Source organism: Rufibacter sp. JT3400010 (genome assembly GCF_054956755.1).
In genome coordinates this window covers 342,843-359,616 of record NZ_JBUDXA010000003.1, presented here as the reverse complement: position 1 = coordinate 359,616, position 16,774 = coordinate 342,843, and the positions used below count along the sequence as shown (strand labels likewise).

Below are 16,774 nucleotides of genomic sequence, written 5' to 3'. Positions count from 1 at the left end.
GGTAGGTTATGTCTTCAAGTTAGCTAGAAATCTCCAGCTGGCGTTGCTTCGCCTCCAGCAATTCATGGTAGTTTGTCTTAAGGTCATCTGGCAGAAAGCTGATATCAATGAAGTTGTGCCAGGCAGGAAGGGCTTTCGTGAATCTTTTGAAGATGTTCTGCATGGCTCGTGCGTCAATACCGGCGGCACCCATGGCAATTTCAAAGTCCTTCCGTTTTAGTTTTCTCTTCTTGCCATTAAGGGTTAAGGCCAGTTCTTCATCATCACCTTCTACCACTAATTCAGAAGCGACTAAATCATAGGCGGGGCAAAGATGATACTGTTGGTTCTGGTCTTTGAGCAATGAAAAGTTCTTTAGGTGCATGTCATTGTTTCCGGTCAGAAAACTGAAGATTACCTGCTCATAAAAGCTGATGCTATCAAACCCAGGGTTGGCGGTGTGCTTTAAAATAACCTTAGCTATCTGTTCATAGGAGCCTTTGTACTTGTGCTCGGTGAGCCGTTCAGTTAACTGACACATATCTTCCATGTGGAGCTTCTGGCCTTTCACGCGGTCTACTCTTTTGGTGATGTACGCTAACTGGCCAGAGGCTAACCTGATGAGGGAATGATTCACTGTCTTAATTTTAGCAAGCGCAGCCAAGTGCATAGTGACATCTTCAATTTCGGGCAGGTTGCGGTAATGCTGCGTCTGTGGTTTCAAGATGTAGTCACCCCACAAACCAACAATGGCAAACTTCTTAGAAGAGAAGTTGTCTCGTAATGCTTCTATGCTTAACGATAGCTTGGGCTGAACACCCGTGACGGTAGTTTGATTTTTAATAATCTGCTCGGCCAGAGCAAACATATCAGTTTCTGTGTACGGGAGCTCGGGAGGAGTTGTAGTACCATAGATGCTTTTGCTGCATTTAGGGTGATACTCAGTTTCTGTCTCTTTAAGCTCTTGGTAACAGTATAAGCAGCGGCTATTCTTCATCCTTCTTCTCCTCAATGGCTACTACAGCAACAGCTCCAATACAGTCTCTGCAAGTAGCCAGCAGAATACCCATGCGGTCTCTGGGGTTGAGTTTCCAGTTCTTCTCGGCTATGTCTAAAAGCCAGCCTTCCGGGATGAGGCCATCAAAGAAAGGGAACAGCATGTTGCTGTGATAGGACTTTTGGGCAAGCGGTAAGGTGAGACTGATAGGTTCTGCCTCCGGAAGCGCAAGATAATCTGCTTCATACTTGAAATGGTAGCCCTCACTGTCTTCAATGAGGGTACCTGCCCAGTGTTGGTGCATGTAAATGTTAGCCTTCTTCATGGAGTAGTTCTTCTCTGTTGACAGATACCGGCCCTAGTTCGTAGCCGAACAGCTTCAACACTTGGTTCACCTTATCCATCTGGAGCGAGGATTTGCCTTGTTCCAAATCTCTCACAAACCGAAGTCCCACGCCAGCTTTAAAAGAAAGCTCTTCTTGGGTAAGGCCCAAGCGCTTTCTTCTTTCTTTGACAAAGTTTTGTAAGTTGTTCTTCTTCATTTTATACCCGATGAGGTATAAATATACACTAGTTTTTTTTGTTTATACCTCATCGGGTATAAAATGGTATGGTGATTAGTAAAGTATACCCGTTTGGGTATAAAGAAAAGGGCTGCAATCAGTTCGTATAAATATTCAGTTACCTTCTTTTTAATTCATCTAAAGTTTTCCCCTCTCTATTTCTCCACTTCGTCCATCCATTAGTTGAACGCCCTAGAACTACTCCTCCGGCAGTACTTGGTGAATTAAATACATAGTCTTGAACAAAAACGTAATTACCATCTATTTCCTCCATAATCTCGCCTTGAAGAAGCTTATTTCTAAGCTCTATCAAATAGTCGTGGCAAGAAGGAACTGTGTCTTTCTTTGCTTGTGAACCTTTGAAAACTACGAATCCATCATCTATAAGATCGCCTTCTGCTTTAATGTCGCGGCCGTTCAAAATGAGTAATTCTTTAGTTGTAATTTGTTCCTTACTTATTTTTTCAAAGACAGGAAACCCAAGTGTGGAGAGCAGAATTTTGATTGTATCAAAGCTATCTAACAGATCGGCTTCCATAGACTCAGTTACAAATGGTTTGCTTGGAATAGCAAGATTTTCTGTTTCATACCTGTTCGCTTCCTTTGCTTGAGCGACAGCTACATGTTCCAGATACTTCGCGTGAGATTTAGTGAAGGCATTTATTTTTGAAACCATAACCACTGCATAGTTCCAAAACTCCTTTGCTCGATTATGTTGTTTGAGTCGATCTAAGCAATCCTCTGCTTCTCCAATGTAGACAATCGGTTTTGCCCTGTCTTCAGATTCTCCGAATAGGAAGTATATTCCAACGTTCTTTAATTCATCTCTGCTTGCGATGTATTCTAGTTTGTTTCTTGGTACTAAAATAGATTTAACGACCCTATTGGTGATTTCTGCAATTTTTACGCTTCTGGGAGATCCATCGGGTAAGAATATCTGTATTGTTTGCGGTCTGTTCATTTAGTTCATTACTGCTGTATGGGTGCAGTTATTGCTGTTATATTGAAGTTAATCAAGGTAAGATAATGATGTTGGAAGGTAAAATATTATAAATAAATTTCCCACCTCCTTTCCCCAAAACACCTCCTAAACGCACCCCTTTGTTTTCTCCCACCAGATTGCAGAACTTTACCACGTGAAACTTCTCCGCAAATTATTGGTCAAGGCGCTCGGGTTTGAGAGCTATCTGCGTCTGGTCAGCCGGATGTACATCATCATGGTGGGCTCGGGCCGGGGCCGTGAAAAGTACCCAGAGCTGTTCTTCCTGCGCAAAATCATTCGTCCGGGGGCTACGTGCATAGACATCGGCGCGAATCTGGGTTATTATTCCACGTTCCTGTCCAGACTAGCCGGTCCGAACGGCAAAGTGCTGGCCGTGGAGCCGGTGCCGCTGTTCGGGCGCATCTGGCAAGACAACGTGCGGGCCAGCGGGGTAGACAACCTCACGCTGCTGCCGTTTGCGCTGGGTGGCGAGAACACCACCATTGAGATGGGCACGCCCGTGCGCGACGGGCTGGTGCACCACGGCATGACCAAAATCGCGAGTTCGGCCAAAGAAGAATACGCCCAAACCTACCAGGTGGAAATGCGGGTGCCAGACGAATTATTTGCTGATTTAGACCGGCTGGACTTTATCAAATGCGACGTGGAAGGCTATGAACACCAGGTGTTTGCCTACCTGCAGGAAACTATAAAACGCCACAAACCGTTGATTCAAACAGAGCTAAACGGCGTAGAGAACCGCCGCGCCGTGGTAGACATTCTCACCCGTTTAGGTTATGCCGTGTACACGTTATCTCCTAAACACACGTTATCTGCCTGTAGCCCACAGGAAATTGATGCCTACCAGGGCGGCGACTTTTACTTTAAACCAAACCCATACGCCTAGTGAAATTCTTCTTAATCATGCTGGCGGTGATGTTTCTGATGCGGTATTTAATGCCGTACATCATCCGCTTTCTTCTTAAAACATTCGTTCAGAAGCAGATGCGCAAGGCCCAGGAATACGCTTCGTTTCAAGGGCAGCCGCACACGCAGCAAGCGTACAATCAGCAGTACAGCCAACAAACCAGAAGTCAGACCTCGGCCGGAGGCGGCAAGGTGAAGGTGGCCTACGTGCCCGATGACAAGCGGCCGCGCAAGGACTTCCCCGGCGGCGAGTACGTAGATTATGAAGAAGTGAAATAAACTGAGTATCTTTCAAGCCCGATGCCTACCGCGTCGGGCTTTTTTATTGCAATCAAACCACAATGGCCTCTTCTAAGATCAATTTCAACCGCCACGTGTTGCCGCACCTGCTGGTGCTTCTGTTTTTCCTGCTACTCATAGTAGCCTATTTCTCGCCCATTTTCTTTGACGGCAAAACCCTCATGCAGCACGACGTGGTGCAGTTTCAGGGCGGCGCCAAAGAAATAGCCGATTTCCGGGAACGCACCGGCGAGGAAGCCCTCTGGACCAACTCTATGTTCAGCGGCATGCCCGCTTATCTCATCAGCGTGCAGTTCTCCGGCGATTTGTTCCAGTACGTGCACAGCCTCTTTACCGCTGGGTTGCCGCTGGTAGCCTCTAACATCTTCATCACGCTGGTGTGCGCCTACATCATGTTTGTGGTATTTGGCCTGCGGCCGATGCTGGCGGCGGTAGGAGCCATCGCGTATACGTTTGTGTCGTACAACTTCGCCATTCTGGAGGCCGGGCACAACACCAAATCCTTGGCCATTGCCTACCTGCCGCTGGTGCTGGCGGGGCTCTGGTACGCTTATAGAAAGAACCTCTGGATAGGCGCGGCGCTGTTTGCCTTCGGTCTCACCATGCACATCCGGATGAACCACTTGCAGATCACGTATTATCTGCTCTTCATTGTGCTTATTTTTGGCATTGTAGAGTTGGTAACCTGGGCCAAAGAAGGTCGCGCGGCGGATTTCTTTAAACGTACCCTCATTCTGGCTATCGGCGCAGCCTTAGCCGCTGGCGTAAGTTTCGGACGTATCTACACCACCGCTGAGTACGGCAAATATTCTATCAGGGGCGCTTCTGAACTGACCCAAGGCAAAGACGCTTCTGAGGTAGGAACCGGCTTAGACCGTGAATACGCTTTCCAGTGGAGCTACGGCGTAGGCGAAACCATGACGTTGTTGGTGCCTAATTTCTACGGCGGCGCCTCCCAAGGACCGTTGGAAAAAGATTCAGAAACCTACAAACAACTAACTCAAAGCGGCGTGCCCGAGGCGCAACTCCAAAACGCGTCCATGCCGTTCTACTGGGGCGACCAGTCCTTTGTGGGCGGGCCGGTGTACATGGGCGCTATCATCTGCTTCCTGTTTGTCCTGGGCTTGCTGGTGACCCCGCGCCGCCTCTGGATCTGGCTGTTGAGTGCGACTATTTTGTCGTTTATGCTGAGCTGGGGTAAGAACTTTGAGGCCTTCAACTACTTCATGTTTGACTACTTCCCGGGCTACAACAAGTTTAGGGCGGTGAGCATGGCGCTGGTGATTGCGCAGGTAACCATGGTGCTGTTGGCTATTCTGGCTTTGTGCCGCGTGCTCCAGAACGAACCGGTAGAAAACCTCCAGAAGAAACTATTGATCGCGCTGGCCGCTACTGGTGGGGTCTGTTTGCTGCTGGTGCTTTTGAGCGGCACTTTTGATTACGTAGGTGCCGTAGATGAGCAGTTGGCCCAGTACCAGTATCCGCTGGAGGCCATCAGGGCAGACAGGGCGTCTATGCTGCGCGGCGATGCCTTGCGTTCGCTCATCTTCATTGTGTTGGCGGCCGGAACGCTCTACCTGTACATCAACAAGAAAATGACCTCGTTCGTGGCCACCGCCGTGATTGGGTTGCTCATTCTGGTAGACCTCTGGACCGTGGACAAACGCTACCTCAACAACGACGATTTCCAGAAAGATTACAGCAAAACGTACTTCCAACCTACGCCCGCAGACTTAGCCATTCTGCAAGACAAGCAACTGAGTTACCGCGTGTTCAACGTGCCCAACGCCTTCGGCGATGCCCGTACCTCGTACTTCCACAAATCTATTGGCGGGTACCACGGCGCTAAACTTCGCCGTTACCAGGACGTGATTGAGCAGCACATTGCGCAAGGCAACGTCCAGGTTCTGAACATGCTGAACGCCAAATACGCCATCACGGGTCAGGCCGAACAACCGGTACAGTTGATTCCGGGGTACCTGGGCAACGCCTGGTTTGTAGACGAGATTAGGGCCGTCAACTCCCCAGACGAGGAACTGGCCGCGCTCAAAGGCATTGACGCTAAGCACGAAGCCATTGTAGACATCTCTAAATTCCCGAACGTAAAACCACAGACCTACACTACAACGGGTTCGGTCATCACGTTGGTAGAATATCAGCCGAATTACCTAAAATACGTGGTAAACGCCGCCCAACCCGGCCCGGTGGTTTTCTCTGAGATTTACTACAAAGACGGCTGGCAAGCTTACATTGACGGCAAGCCGGTAGACCATTTCCGGGTGAACTACATCCTGCGCGCCATGAACGTGCCCACTGGAAACCATGCCATCGAGTTCAAATTTGAGCCGAAGGAATATGCGTTGGGTAATACCGTCGCGCTTGTTTCCTCGCTGCTCCTGATGGCAGGTCTGGTAGGTGCCGTAGTGTACGGTGTGCGCCGAAGATCAGCCCACGTATAATTTATTCCCTGGCGGTGCCCGTTTCGTGGTTGTTTTAGCAGAAACAACCACGAAACGGGCACCGTTGTTTTTACGCCAATCTGTTTATGTCTACTCCTCTGCAACCCCTTTCAGACCCGTTGCTCGCCCAAAAGGGAGTGGAGTTAAGCGTGCTGCGCGAAGATTTGCTGCACCCCGGCATTCCGGGCAATAAATGGCGGAAGCTTAAGTACAACCTGCAGGCGGCGCAGGAGCAAGGCCGTGAGACGCTGGTGACTTTCGGCGGAGCCTTCTCCAACCACATTGCCGCCGTAGCCGCCGCCGGAAAGGAGTTCGGATTTGCCACCATCGGGTACATCAGAGGCGAAGAAACGCAGCCCCTGAACCCCACGTTACAACATGCCACTGCTTGCGGCATGCACCTCCGTTACCTAAACCGTACCGAGTACCGCCTGCGGCATGAGGCACATTTCCAGGCCGAAATCCTGAAATCAGCCCCGAAACCCTACCTACTTCCCGAAGGCGGCACCAATCTTCTGGCCGTAAAAGGCTGCACTGAACTAGTGACGGAACTGACGTCGCCTTGGGATGTCCTTTGCGTTGCTGCCGGAACGGGTGGCACGTTGGCCGGGATAGTCGCGGGAGCCGCCGGTCAAGGAAAAGTCATCGGTTTCCCGGCACTTAAAGGCGGCGACTTTCTGCAAACGGAAGTAACCGAATTGGTCCAAGCGTATGTAGGGAAGACGTACCAGAACTGGGAACTACAAACGGATTATCACTTCGGTGGCTACGCCAAACACACACCTGCATTGCTCGCGTTTATCCGGCAGTTTCACCAAAACCACGGTATTCTGCTAGACCCGGTATACACCGGCAAGATGCTGTATGGTGTGTTTGATTTGATTCAGCAAGATTATTTTGAAGTAGGAACAAGGTTAATAGCGGTACATACAGGTGGGCAGCAGGGTTGGGCCGGGTACGCGCAGCGGTATGGGTTAGCGTGGCCAGTGCTATAGTTCCTCCTGCTTCGGGGCTGTTGGGCCATTTAGGGACCATTTTTCGTCACGTATGCTTTTTATGCCCACCGCAGCCAAGATAAAGACAAATGGCAGGATTGGTGCAATAAAACGGCAGTCCCAATCTTCTACTGTAAACATGACCATGCCGGTTTGTAAGCCTATAGCGGTAAAAAGCGACAGAAGTATGGGTAGGTTGGTTCGTTGGCACCAAGCTTTGAAGGCTAGGAAATAGCACGGGTAAACAGTTAGAAAGATGAGGAGGTTATGTGCTTTTGAGAAATGAGGTTTGGCAAACGCTAAGAAAGTGAATCCCTTCGCCAAAGCTAATTTGATGCTGTAAATTGGATTGTGCCAAAAGAAGAGGAGTAGCTTCTGGAGTGCTGAGGTAGTAGCAGGCGGCATATCCAAAGTGTCAGGCGGGGTGATTCGGTAGAAAAAGGAAGAACCCGAAGGCGAAAGGTCAGAATAGAATGTGCCATAAATGACTTCGCCCCTTGCGTACGTTTCAACTAATGTAAAAGAGCCTAATAATTTATTGATGATTCCAATGAGTACGGTTCCCATAATCATTGTGGCTACTAGCATGACACGCCGTTGCGATAGAGAAGCCAGGCTATAATAAAAATGAAAGAAGTACACAGCGGCCGCTAGCACTATGATAAACCCATTCGGTCTAATGATGCACGTGAAAACCCATAGAGGTACACTAAGCAACAGATAGATACGCTTCTTTACCAGAACCAATATTGCCAAGCAGAAGACGAAAGCACTAGTAAAGACAGATTCAGTGAGGATGTAGTAATTCCATTGTTGAATGTCTTGGCTGGAGGCAAGTAAAAGGGCTGCCACAAAGGCGCAAAAAGAGCTGGAGGTGAGGGCGTGGGTTATCTTATAGACCAAGATTACTGCCCAGAATGAAAGCAGTACCTGAAAATACACTAAGTAGATGAGGGACAGGCCTAACTTAAGGGTAGCCGCAATCAGGAGGGTGTATCCCACATATCTGATATCATGCCCAAAATCTAAATAGCCCGCCGTTACCATCTTTTGGGCATGTGGAATGTATCTGAAGATGGCGTCAGGAGGCACAGCCAGACCATGCCTCTGGAAAAGAATGTTCTGTAATACGGCCCAAACCACCAGCGGAATGAAGATGAAAGAATAGGAGGGCAGGAGAGGGGCTTGCCGGGGCGGGGTAGTTGTCATGGAAGAGCCACAAGATGCTTTCTCTTGAAGAGAGAGAAAATTCCTACTGATGCAAAAAGGAAGATGCTTGGTAAAACAGGAAAAAGCCAGCGGCCATCCCAGTCTTCAATGGTAAGCATGGTGATGCCAGCCTGCAAAACCACAGGCGTAAGCAGCAACGCACGCACTGGGGCAGAAAGTAGCCCCCTGCTCCAGCCTATCCAGGCGAAATAATACACAGGAATGAGATAGGCAAGAATAAAAAGGTTATGCACCAGCGAGTAATACGGTTTGGCATGCAGAAAAAAGAAGACGCCTTTCAGCAGGGCCATCCCCAAGAAATACAAAGGATTGAACCAGATAAACCAAACAACCTGGGCTAAGGGAGTAAGTGAGGGAGGCGGAATATGGGGCTGATGAAATTTGTTAAGTACTATGCCATAATATCCATAGATCAAGTCACCCCTTTCATACGGAATCATCAGCGTGAAAGCTCTGAGCAAGAAGTGGTCCAGCACAAAGTAAAGCCCTATTGACAGCAGCAGACCCGCTAAGCAGATAAGCCACTTGTTGTAAGTTTTAAAAGGCTTGTGCTTTGCTGTGAGATAGGCCACTAAAGCCAACAGCACAATAAAACCGTTAGGTCTGACTAAGATAGTCCAGATAACTGAAATGGCAAACGCAAGCGTTAAAGCCCGGGTTTTAGGTAATAATACTAGGCAAAGGCTGATAGTGAGAAAACTGGTGAATAATGAATCGGTGAGGATGTAGCAGTTCCACGCTTGAAGATCGGGGTTAAAAACGAAGAGAGTAGTAGTCAATACAGCCAGCCAAGCCCGCTTTGTGATTTCTTTGGAAGCCTTGTAGAGAGCAATAGCCGCAAGGCCTGACATTGCCATTTGTGCCCATATAACAAACTTCAAAGATAGCCCAGCTTTGAAGAAAGGCAGGAGGAAGACCGGATAACCTACGTATCGCCACACTTGCATGTAGGTAACAGGCTGCCCAGCCAATACTTCGTTTGTAAACAGGATGAATCGATGACTGTCAAACACTACTTTGACGCCATAATGCTGGAATAGAAGCACCTGCATGGTAATCCAACCTAGCACCAGCAGGGCCTTCGCCACTTTTATCTTTGCCATAGAATATGCCTCGGGAGACCTTTCAAAGGTACAAATTATGAGGGAGTGCACGTGTACAGCCATTCCTGATTCGTTTTGCTAAAAACAGCCCTAAAACGATATAGGTAACTTTCGGTGCGGTTTTCGCATATAAAAGTAGGTATCTACTTTTGTTCCATGCGACTTCTCTTTGTTCTTCGTAAGCTTATTCCTTGGGTTCTGTTACTAGTGGTGGGTGGTTTGGCGTGGCGGTTCTTGCTGGCCCCCGTCAAGAAATTCCTGAATCCTGAGAAAGAACCCGTAGTGGAGGTGACCCATAACACCATTCTAACCAAGATTGAAGAAATGGGCAAACTGGAGCTGGTGCGGTACAATTTCAAAGATGTGGTGGAGTATAAGAAAGAAGTGTCGCAGTTTCTGCCAGATTCAAAGGTGGCCTTGATTGTGGGCGGGGAGGCCGTAGGGTGTATTGACTTGCGGCAGTTACAAGCCAGCGATTTGCAGTTTATCGGGGACTCTGTGCTGCACGTTAGTTTGCCTGCTCCGGAAATCTGCTACTACAAGATAGACCACACCCAGTCCAGGGTTTTCGGGAAAGAGAATACGTATTTCCAGGATGCCGATTTGGTGGACGAAGGCTACAAGTATGCCGAGGAGAACGTAAAACGGGCGGCACTCAACAGCGGGATTTTACAACAGACATCAGTGAATGCAGAGAAGATTCTGAAGCCGATGCTGGAGAATATGACGGGCCGGAAAGTGTACTTGATGCCTCGGCAGAAGATGATTACGCCGCCGGTTCCGAAGAAAAGATAGGTATTAGCTAAAGCTTACAGGTAAGGAGTATTGTTTGTGCATGCAGTTTGCTTTTTCCTTGGCTTGGCTGTCTTTTGCGTGAGTGCAAGTGCTGTGTTGTTTCATCTTTTCCGGTAAGCGCTCACGGCCGCGGGGCCCCGTCTTCCCCTCTCGCACTGCCCTTTCGGCCTGAGTTGCCTTTTGCGCTTAGTTTTGATAATCTAGGGCCAAAAGCGAGGCGCGCTCGGGAAAGACTGGAATTGGCAATGTGTAGAGGAAAGTAGCAAAGGGCTTCTGCCTATCAAAGCGGAGACTCCCCCTTTGAAGGGGGCGAAGGGGGATGTTTACACCTGCCGGTTCATGTATTGCTTTCTCCCCCCTGTACATGGTTCAAGTCTGTGACTTGGACCCACCATGACCGGAAGTTTGCAAATCCGTGAGGCGAGAGCCTCAAAAGAACGTTCGCTGGTATTAGCAAGACTGCTTGCTCAAAAGACCTCGTAGTGTGCGTAACTCCTACAAGTGTCTGCATCAACTGCGTTTGATTACCCTAAGCCCAGTTCTTTACAGGCATCCTGAATCAAATCCATCTCGTAACCTTTGCTTTGCAGGAAGTACAGGATTTTCTGGCGACGGGCCATGGGATTGCGCTCACCTTCGGTTTTGTTTTTCTTTTCAAGTAAGTGCAAAAGGTTCTCCCAATACACATCAGGGTCAATTTCTTGTAGGCCTTTCCGGATGCAGTAATCAGAGACGCCTTTGGCTTTCAGACCTAGCTGGATTTTGCGGCGGCCCCAGCGCTTGAGGCCGTATTTGCCGCGCACGAAGGATTGGGCGTAGCGTTCTTCGTCCAGTAGTTTTTCCTGGGTAAGGAGAATGATGAGTTCATCGGCTTCGTCTAAGTCTAGGCCGTAATCCAGCAGTTTGGCGCGTACCTCATTTTGGGTGCGTTCCTGGTAGGCGCAGTATGCGGCTATCTTGGGCAGTGCCTCTTTCTTGGTATATACTTTCTTTTTCTTGGGTGAGAACACAGGCCAACTATTAGGGTTCAACTAGCACTATAGGTACACTCTTTTAACCAATAATAGGCAAAAACAGTTTGCAAAAACTGCGTTTCTGGGCCGGAAATCAGAAACAGATGCGAAAGGCTACAACTAAAGCCCCGACCTTTGCGGCCTCATTTTCCTGCGTACCGCCATGACCAAAGGGGTTCAATACATGTTGCTGTCCACGTTCTTCTTCGCATTGATGAACGTGTGCGTCAAGTTCCTGTCGCATCTGCCGCCCATGGAAGTGGTGTTGTTCCGGTCTGTCATTTCGCTTATCCTGAGCTATGGCATGATCAGGCAGGCGAAGGTATCGCCGTGGGGAAACCGGAAGCTCATTCTCATCACCCGCGGGCTGGCTGGAGGCTTTTCGTTGCTCATGTTCTACACTACGCTGCAGAATATTCCGCTGGCGGGCGCGGTGACCATCCAGTACCTGGCGCCCATTTTCACAGCTTTGCTGGGCGTGTTTATTGCCAAGGAGAAAGTGACGCCGTGGCAGTGGGTGTTCTTCCTGATTTCCTTTTCGGGGGTGTTGGTGATTGAGGGGGTAGATACGCGTATTTCACTGTACTATCTGTTTATTGGCATAAGCAGCGCGTTTCTGTCTGGGGTGGCGTATAACTCCGTCAGGAAACTGAGCGAGACCGAGCATCCGTTGGTCATTGTCTTTTATTTTCCGCTAGTTTCCTTGCCGCTCTCACTGGTATTCTGCTTTTTTGACTGGGTTCCGCTGCGCGGAAATGATTGGCTCTGGCTGTGTTTGACGGGTATTCTCACGCAGTTGGGGCAGTACTTCATGACGCGGTCTTACCAGGTAGAGAAACTGGCGCGGGTGGCCAACCTCAACTACATTGGTATTCTGTACGCGTTGGCCCTGGGCATGGTGTTCTTCGGGGAGACGTTTCCTTTCTACGCGTATCTGGGCATTGCGCTGGTGTTGCTGGGCGTGATCCTGAACATGCAGTACAGCAGTAAATTACGGAAACAGGAGGCGGCACAGGCAACCACGTAGCTGTTTTGGGCATCTGTTCTGTAAAACAGGCCTGAAACGGCCTGTGACGTAGCATCCTTCGGCACCTTCTCTTTACCTTTAAGCGTGTTCTCTTCGCTTTTCCTGAACGGCACCCGTACTGGTGAACAGTGAAGGTTTTGAATACATGCCTATGCTATACGTAGAACCTGTGTCGTTATGCAGCCAAACCCTTCGCTTATGTCTTCCTTATACTTGTGCCTGTTCGCCTTAAAGCGCTACCATGTGATGGCTGTCTTGTGCAGTTGGTTTTGTCTTTTGGCCCTTGGGGCCGAGGCGGGCGTGGTAAAAGGCAAGGTGACCGATGAAAAAGGAGAGGGGCTGGCCTTCGCGACGGTGTATCTGCAGGGTTCTACCGTGGGCTCCACCACCAATGAGCAGGGAGACTATCAGTTGCAGGTAGACCCGGGCAAGCATACGGTGGTGTTCCAGTACGTAGGTTACAAAAGCCAGACCCGGGCCATAGAAGTAGTAGAGGAGGACCCGAAGCCACTGGTGCTAAACGTGCAACTGCTGCCGGATGTCTATAACCTGAACGAGGTGCGGGTGAGCCTCAGCGGCAAAAATCCGGCGTACGGCATCATGGAGCAGGTCATCGCGAAGCGGAATTACCACCTGAAGGAAGTGGAGGCGTTTACCGCGCAGGTGTACGTGAAAGGTTTGCAGCGGCTCATCAACGTGCCCAAGCGCGTGTTGGGGATTATGAAGGTTCCGGCCGGCCTGAAACCGGGGATTCTGTACCTGTCAGAATCAGTATCAGAGATGAGTTTCATGCAGCCGGGCAAGTACCGCGAGCGCATGATTTCCTCTAAGGTAAGCGGTAACAGCCGCGCCTTCAGCTTTAACCAGGCCTCTGAGTTTAACGTCAATTTTTACCAAAACCTGGTCAAAGCGCAGGGCGTGAACGAGCGCGGGTTTGTGTCGCCGTTGGCGAACAATGCCATGTTCTTCTACAAGTATGAACTGGTGGGCAGCAGCCAGAACAATGGCCACCTCATTCACCGCATCAAAGTAATTCCTAAACGCAAAAGCGACCCCGTGGTCACGGGTTATCTGTACATTGTGGATGGTTCCTGGCGATTGCAGAGCCTGAACCTGTACGTGACCAAAGACCAGCAAATTGAATTTGTAGACACCCTGCGCATTACGCAGCAATTTACGCCCGCACCCGGCAACGTGTGGGTACTACAGTCGCAGAAGTTCAGCTTTGATGTGGAGGGTTACGGGTTTAAGGGCAACGGCTATTTTATGGCCGTTTACAGCAAGTACCGCGTAAAACCGGCGGCCTTTGTAAAGCAACCCCCGGCGCCTGTTCCTGTTACGCCCACAACTCCGGCTCCGGTAGTGAGTGCGCCCGTAGTGGCCGTTGCGCCAACCCCCAAACCCACCCGGAAAGAACGGAAAGCACTGCGCAATGCGCCTCCGGCCGATGGGGTACCAAATGCCGATTTCTTTAAGAAGAAAGAGGTCTTACTCATTGAAAAAGACGCGAACACCCGCGATAGTGCTTATTGGTCTGAGATAAGACCGGTGCCCTTAACCGAAGAGGAAGTGGTGGATTACCACACCAAAGACAGCCTGCAGGTGATTAAAGAATCTAAACCCTACAAAGACTCCCTGGACCAGAAAAACAACAAACTTACGGTGACCGATTTGCTACTGTCGGGCTATACTTACCGAAACTCTTTTGAGCGCACCCGCTTCAGCATTGAGCCCGTCACGCGCATCTGGCAATACAACACCGTAGAGGGCTTGGTGGCGAACCTGCGTATTGCCTACAACAAACAGTTCGAAGACCGCAGCAGCTACACCATCGCGCCTACGTTGCGGTACGGGTTCAGCAACAAAAAAGCCCAGGCGAAACTACAAGGCACTTATAACTATGATCTGGTGAAGCGCCGGGCAGTGGGTTTTGAGGGCGGTAGGTTTGTAAGCCAGTTCAACGCGGCAGAACCCATTACGCCCTTCGTGAATACCGTGTACACGCTGCTGCTGAAGGAAAATTACGAGAAACTGTACCAACGGAACTACCTGCGCCTGTGGCACAACCGCGAGTTGATTAACGGCTTGTCGGCGACGTTCATGGTAGATTATGCCCAGCGCGAAATGCTGTTCAACACCACAGACTATGTGCTGCGCGACCGCGTTTCCAAAGTGTTTACGCCTAATGAGCCGCAAAACGCCGAAGTGATTTCTACTGCCTTCCCGCGCCATGAAGCCCTGACCGCCACCGTTGCGCTTTCCTATCGGCCCGGGGCCGAATACATCTCCCACCCCGACCGTAAAATCAACCTCGGTTCCAAGTGGCCCACTTTCAACTTCAATTACCGCAAAGGCATTTCCAACGTACTGGGCAGTGATGTAGATTATGATTTTGTATCTATTGGTATCAGCGATTACCTGCAACTGGGTCTGCTGGGCGCCAGCGAGTATTCGGCGAGTGTAGGTACTTTCTGGCGGAAGAACCAGCTGTACTTCATGGATTTCCGGCATTTCTCGGGCAACCGAACCATCCTGTCCGGCGATTTCAGCGGTTTTCAGTTACTGGACTATTACCGCTACAGCACCCAGAAAACGTACATAGAAGCGCACTACAGCCACCACTTCAACGGTTTCATCCTGAACAAAGTCCCGCTGCTGCGCAAACTGAAATGGCAGGAAGTAGGCAGCGTGAACTACCTCCACACTGATGCCGCTGGTCATTACCTGGAAGTGGGCGTAGGGCTGGAGCACCTGTTCAAGGTGTTTCGGGTAGATTTTGTGACTGGCTTCCAGGAACGCCAGAAAGTAAGCTCCGGCCTCCGGATTGGGTACGGTTTTTAAGCCTCTTTTTAGAAAATAGGCGTGAAACAACTTCATATTTTTCCCTCTATACCGCATGCTGCACCTCAAAAGCATTCACCACATTGCCATCATCTGCACAGATTACGCTGTTTCCAAGGCGTTTTATACCCAAATATTGGGGCTTACCCTGCTACAGGAAATCTATCGCACGGAGCGGAATTCCTATAAAGCAGACCTGGCCCTGAACGGGACCTACGTGATTGAACTGTTCTCTTTTCCAGATGTGCCGGCCCGTCTGTCTTTTCCCGAGGCTGCTGGTCTGCGGCACCTGGCATTTGAGGTAGAGAACGTGGAGACCGCCAGGCAGGAACTGCTCCGGCATAAGGTAGCCGTACAGGAAATTAGGGTGGATGAGCACACCGGCAAACGCTTCTGCTTTTTCACTGACCCAGATAACCTGCCGCTGGAGCTATATGAGCAATAGGGTTTCTGTTTTAGACCTACTTTCCTGAAAACAAGCCCTAAGCTCCGGCTTAAAAACAAAACCCGCAGTTTTCGCCACGGGCTTGTACATTCACTACTATTTGAGAATTACAGGACAGACACCGAGACTCTGGCTTCTTTCTCCGCTGGGTTCAGTTCTGAGATTCTGGGGTAAGGCGTGACTTCCCTCAGGGTTAACCGGTACGTTTTGCCGCCTACCGGAACGTTGACTAGATTCCCCAGCCACAAGGTTCTGGAAACAGCAACGCCAGTAGAATCCTGTAACTGAACATCGGCGGCCGCCGCGCCAGCCCAAATACACAGCACATCTTTCGGGCATCGGCTATCTGCTATTTTCTGCAACGTAACGATAAGGTCACCTATGTGAACAGGTTTCTGCCAGTAGAGTGCATAAGATTGTTGCTGATGTAAAGTTCGCAGGGACTGAAGGGATGGGAAAGAGTCCTGTGCTTCTATGATAGCCACATCTTTTGTACGGGCGCACCCTAACAGAAGAAAAACGAGAAGAAGATAACTGCTTTTATGTTTCATAGGTTTTTTTAGAAAAAGGGCAGGTTTCCCTCTTCTATTTACAAGAGCCTTCAGCAGGGCCAAAGGTTGCACAGCCTTAGCAAAGGCCTCTTAAAAAAGAGGCCAACCAGATATCTGGTGGCCTCTTTTTTAAGAAAGGGACTGGGGCTTAGAAGCCACCAAGGTTTTAGTTTAAACCGGCTACCCTTACATCAGAGCTAGGGATAGGCAGCAGGTTATGTTTCCCTTATTTATACCCAATGGTTCAAGTTTTTGGGTGGCAATTTCCCAGCGTTTAAGTTCTAAGCATATTGCTTACGTTTGTCCTTGGAACCCTATAACAAAGCCAAATACCTGTAGTAGTAAAGGGCTATAAAGCTATTCTTTACTCTATCTGAGTTTAAATGCGTCAATAATACATTTAAAAAATATGTATAGGTTGGTAGAAAAGTTTTTGGATTTATTCCCTGGCAAAAACGTCATTCAAAGCACTCTGAAGTCTATTTCCGTTTCTTTTGATGTACTCTTGATGTACTCTTGATAGCCGTCTGATGTAGTTGTGATGTATTATGAAGTAGGCTAAATATT

The 16,774-nt window shown here is 49.4% G+C and carries 16 protein-coding genes; 8 read left to right on the top strand and 8 right to left on the bottom strand.

Features of this window, described 5'->3' with window-relative positions; genetic code table 11:
- Window positions 1–19 precede the first annotated feature (19 nt).
- The 4 genes from ACY0JR_RS04960 to ACY0JR_RS04945 form a co-directional block, all read right to left on the bottom strand.
- On the bottom strand, window positions 20–847 hold the full coding sequence (locus ACY0JR_RS04960; RefSeq protein WP_462632831.1) for a HipA domain-containing protein: 828 nt from the start codon (window positions 845–847) through the stop codon (window positions 20–22).
- Window positions 848–965: 118 nt separating this feature from the next.
- Entirely contained in the window at window positions 966–1,301 is a 336-nt protein-coding gene (locus tag ACY0JR_RS04955; protein ID WP_462632830.1) for a HipA N-terminal domain-containing protein, read from the bottom strand.
- Window positions 1,288–1,518 (bottom strand): helix-turn-helix transcriptional regulator, encoded by a 231-nt coding sequence (locus ACY0JR_RS04950; RefSeq protein WP_462632829.1) that lies wholly within the window; start codon window positions 1,516–1,518, stop codon window positions 1,288–1,290. The genes ACY0JR_RS04955 and ACY0JR_RS04950 overlap by 14 nt, the downstream gene beginning before the upstream one ends.
- Before the next feature lie 139 nt (window positions 1,519–1,657).
- The gene (locus ACY0JR_RS04945; RefSeq protein ID WP_462632828.1) at window positions 1,658–2,500 is read right to left on the bottom strand and encodes a GIY-YIG nuclease family protein; all 843 of its coding nucleotides are present in this window, start codon (window positions 2,498–2,500) and stop codon (window positions 1,658–1,660) included.
- Between the two features lie 175 nt (window positions 2,501–2,675).
- Between ACY0JR_RS04945 and ACY0JR_RS04940 the strand changes: the two genes are divergently transcribed.
- From ACY0JR_RS04940 to ACY0JR_RS04925, 4 genes are all read left to right on the top strand, one after another.
- Window positions 2,676–3,428 carry an FkbM family methyltransferase gene (locus ACY0JR_RS04940; RefSeq protein ID WP_462632826.1) on the top strand — a complete coding sequence of 251 codons (753 nt, stop codon included), beginning with the start codon at window positions 2,676–2,678 and terminating at the stop codon, window positions 3,426–3,428.
- On the top strand, window positions 3,428–3,727 hold the full coding sequence (locus ACY0JR_RS04935; RefSeq protein WP_462632824.1) for a DUF4834 family protein: 300 nt from the start codon (window positions 3,428–3,430) through the stop codon (window positions 3,725–3,727). Before ACY0JR_RS04940 ends, ACY0JR_RS04935 begins: the two co-directional genes overlap by 1 nt.
- A 62-nt stretch (window positions 3,728–3,789) precedes the next feature.
- On the top strand, window positions 3,790–6,207 hold the full coding sequence (locus ACY0JR_RS04930; RefSeq protein ID WP_462632822.1) for a YfhO family protein: 2,418 nt from the start codon (window positions 3,790–3,792) through the stop codon (window positions 6,205–6,207).
- Between the two features lie 86 nt (window positions 6,208–6,293).
- A complete protein-coding gene (locus ACY0JR_RS04925; RefSeq protein ID WP_462632820.1) occupies window positions 6,294–7,202 on the top strand; it encodes a 1-aminocyclopropane-1-carboxylate deaminase/D-cysteine desulfhydrase in 909 nt (302 codons plus the stop codon).
- On the opposite strand, the gene ACY0JR_RS04920 is transcribed toward ACY0JR_RS04925, so the two are convergent.
- Window positions 7,197–8,411 carry a hypothetical protein gene (locus ACY0JR_RS04920; protein ID WP_462632818.1) on the bottom strand — a complete coding sequence of 405 codons (1,215 nt, stop codon included), beginning with the start codon at window positions 8,409–8,411 and terminating at the stop codon, window positions 7,197–7,199. The two genes, ACY0JR_RS04925 and ACY0JR_RS04920, sit on opposite strands and share 6 nt — an antisense overlap.
- Entirely contained in the window at window positions 8,408–9,535 is a 1,128-nt protein-coding gene (locus ACY0JR_RS04915) for a hypothetical protein (protein WP_462632816.1), read from the bottom strand. The genes ACY0JR_RS04920 and ACY0JR_RS04915 overlap by 4 nt, the downstream gene beginning before the upstream one ends.
- Window positions 9,536–9,691: 156 nt before the next feature.
- Between ACY0JR_RS04915 and ACY0JR_RS04910 the strand changes: the two genes are divergently transcribed.
- Window positions 9,692–10,330 (top strand): DUF4230 domain-containing protein, encoded by a 639-nt coding sequence (locus tag ACY0JR_RS04910; RefSeq protein WP_462632814.1) that lies wholly within the window; start codon window positions 9,692–9,694, stop codon window positions 10,328–10,330.
- A gap of 524 nt (window positions 10,331–10,854) precedes the next feature.
- On the opposite strand, the gene ACY0JR_RS04905 is transcribed toward ACY0JR_RS04910, so the two are convergent.
- The gene (locus ACY0JR_RS04905; protein WP_462632812.1) at window positions 10,855–11,340 is read right to left on the bottom strand and encodes a regulatory protein RecX; all 486 of its coding nucleotides are present in this window, start codon (window positions 11,338–11,340) and stop codon (window positions 10,855–10,857) included.
- A 166-nt stretch (window positions 11,341–11,506) separates the two neighbouring features.
- Between ACY0JR_RS04905 and ACY0JR_RS04900 the strand changes: the two genes are divergently transcribed.
- The 3 genes from ACY0JR_RS04900 (at window position 11,507) to ACY0JR_RS04890 (ending at window position 15,656) form a co-directional block, all read left to right on the top strand.
- Window positions 11,507–12,370 (top strand): DMT family transporter, encoded by an 864-nt coding sequence (locus ACY0JR_RS04900; protein WP_462632810.1) that lies wholly within the window; start codon window positions 11,507–11,509, stop codon window positions 12,368–12,370.
- A 198-nt stretch (window positions 12,371–12,568) separates the two neighbouring features.
- A complete protein-coding gene (locus ACY0JR_RS04895) occupies window positions 12,569–15,211 on the top strand; it encodes a DUF5686 and carboxypeptidase regulatory-like domain-containing protein (RefSeq protein WP_462632808.1) in 2,643 nt (880 codons plus the stop codon).
- A gap of 55 nt (window positions 15,212–15,266) precedes the next feature.
- Window positions 15,267–15,656: a VOC family protein gene (locus ACY0JR_RS04890; RefSeq protein WP_462632806.1), complete on the top strand. Its 390-nt coding sequence runs from the start codon at window positions 15,267–15,269 to the stop codon at window positions 15,654–15,656.
- Window positions 15,657–15,763: 107 nt separating this feature from the next.
- Here the strand turns inward: ACY0JR_RS04890 and ACY0JR_RS04885 are convergent, their stop codons facing one another.
- Window positions 15,764–16,141, bottom strand: a complete 378-nt coding sequence (locus ACY0JR_RS04885) for a hypothetical protein (RefSeq protein WP_462632804.1) — start codon at window positions 16,139–16,141, stop codon at window positions 15,764–15,766.
- Window positions 16,142–16,774: the final 633 nt, after the last annotated feature.

Coding starts and splice junctions, on each gene's coding strand:
- ACY0JR_RS04900 (WP_462632810.1), top strand. CDS start 11,507: ATGACCAAAGGGGTTCAATACATGTTGCTGTCCACGTTCTTCTTCGCA.
- ACY0JR_RS04890 (WP_462632806.1), top strand. CDS start 15,267: ATGCTGCACCTCAAAAGCATTCACCACATTGCCATCATCTGCACAGAT.
- ACY0JR_RS04930 (WP_462632822.1), top strand. CDS start 3,790: ATGGCCTCTTCTAAGATCAATTTCAACCGCCACGTGTTGCCGCACCTG.
- ACY0JR_RS04950 (WP_462632829.1), bottom strand. CDS start 1,518: ATGAAGAAGAACAACTTACAAAACTTTGTCAAAGAAAGAAGAAAGCGC.
- ACY0JR_RS04910 (WP_462632814.1), top strand. CDS start 9,692: ATGCGACTTCTCTTTGTTCTTCGTAAGCTTATTCCTTGGGTTCTGTTA.
- ACY0JR_RS04895 (WP_462632808.1), top strand. CDS start 12,569: ATGTCTTCCTTATACTTGTGCCTGTTCGCCTTAAAGCGCTACCATGTG.
- ACY0JR_RS04915 (WP_462632816.1), bottom strand. CDS start 9,535: ATGGCAAAGATAAAAGTGGCGAAGGCCCTGCTGGTGCTAGGTTGGATT.
- ACY0JR_RS04945 (WP_462632828.1), bottom strand. CDS start 2,500: ATGAACAGACCGCAAACAATACAGATATTCTTACCCGATGGATCTCCC.
- ACY0JR_RS04960 (WP_462632831.1), bottom strand. CDS start 847: ATGTTTGCTCTGGCCGAGCAGATTATTAAAAATCAAACTACCGTCACG.
- ACY0JR_RS04920 (WP_462632818.1), bottom strand. CDS start 8,411: ATGACAACTACCCCGCCCCGGCAAGCCCCTCTCCTGCCCTCCTATTCT.
- ACY0JR_RS04955 (WP_462632830.1), bottom strand. CDS start 1,301: ATGAAGAAGGCTAACATTTACATGCACCAACACTGGGCAGGTACCCTC.
- ACY0JR_RS04925 (WP_462632820.1), top strand. CDS start 6,294: ATGTCTACTCCTCTGCAACCCCTTTCAGACCCGTTGCTCGCCCAAAAG.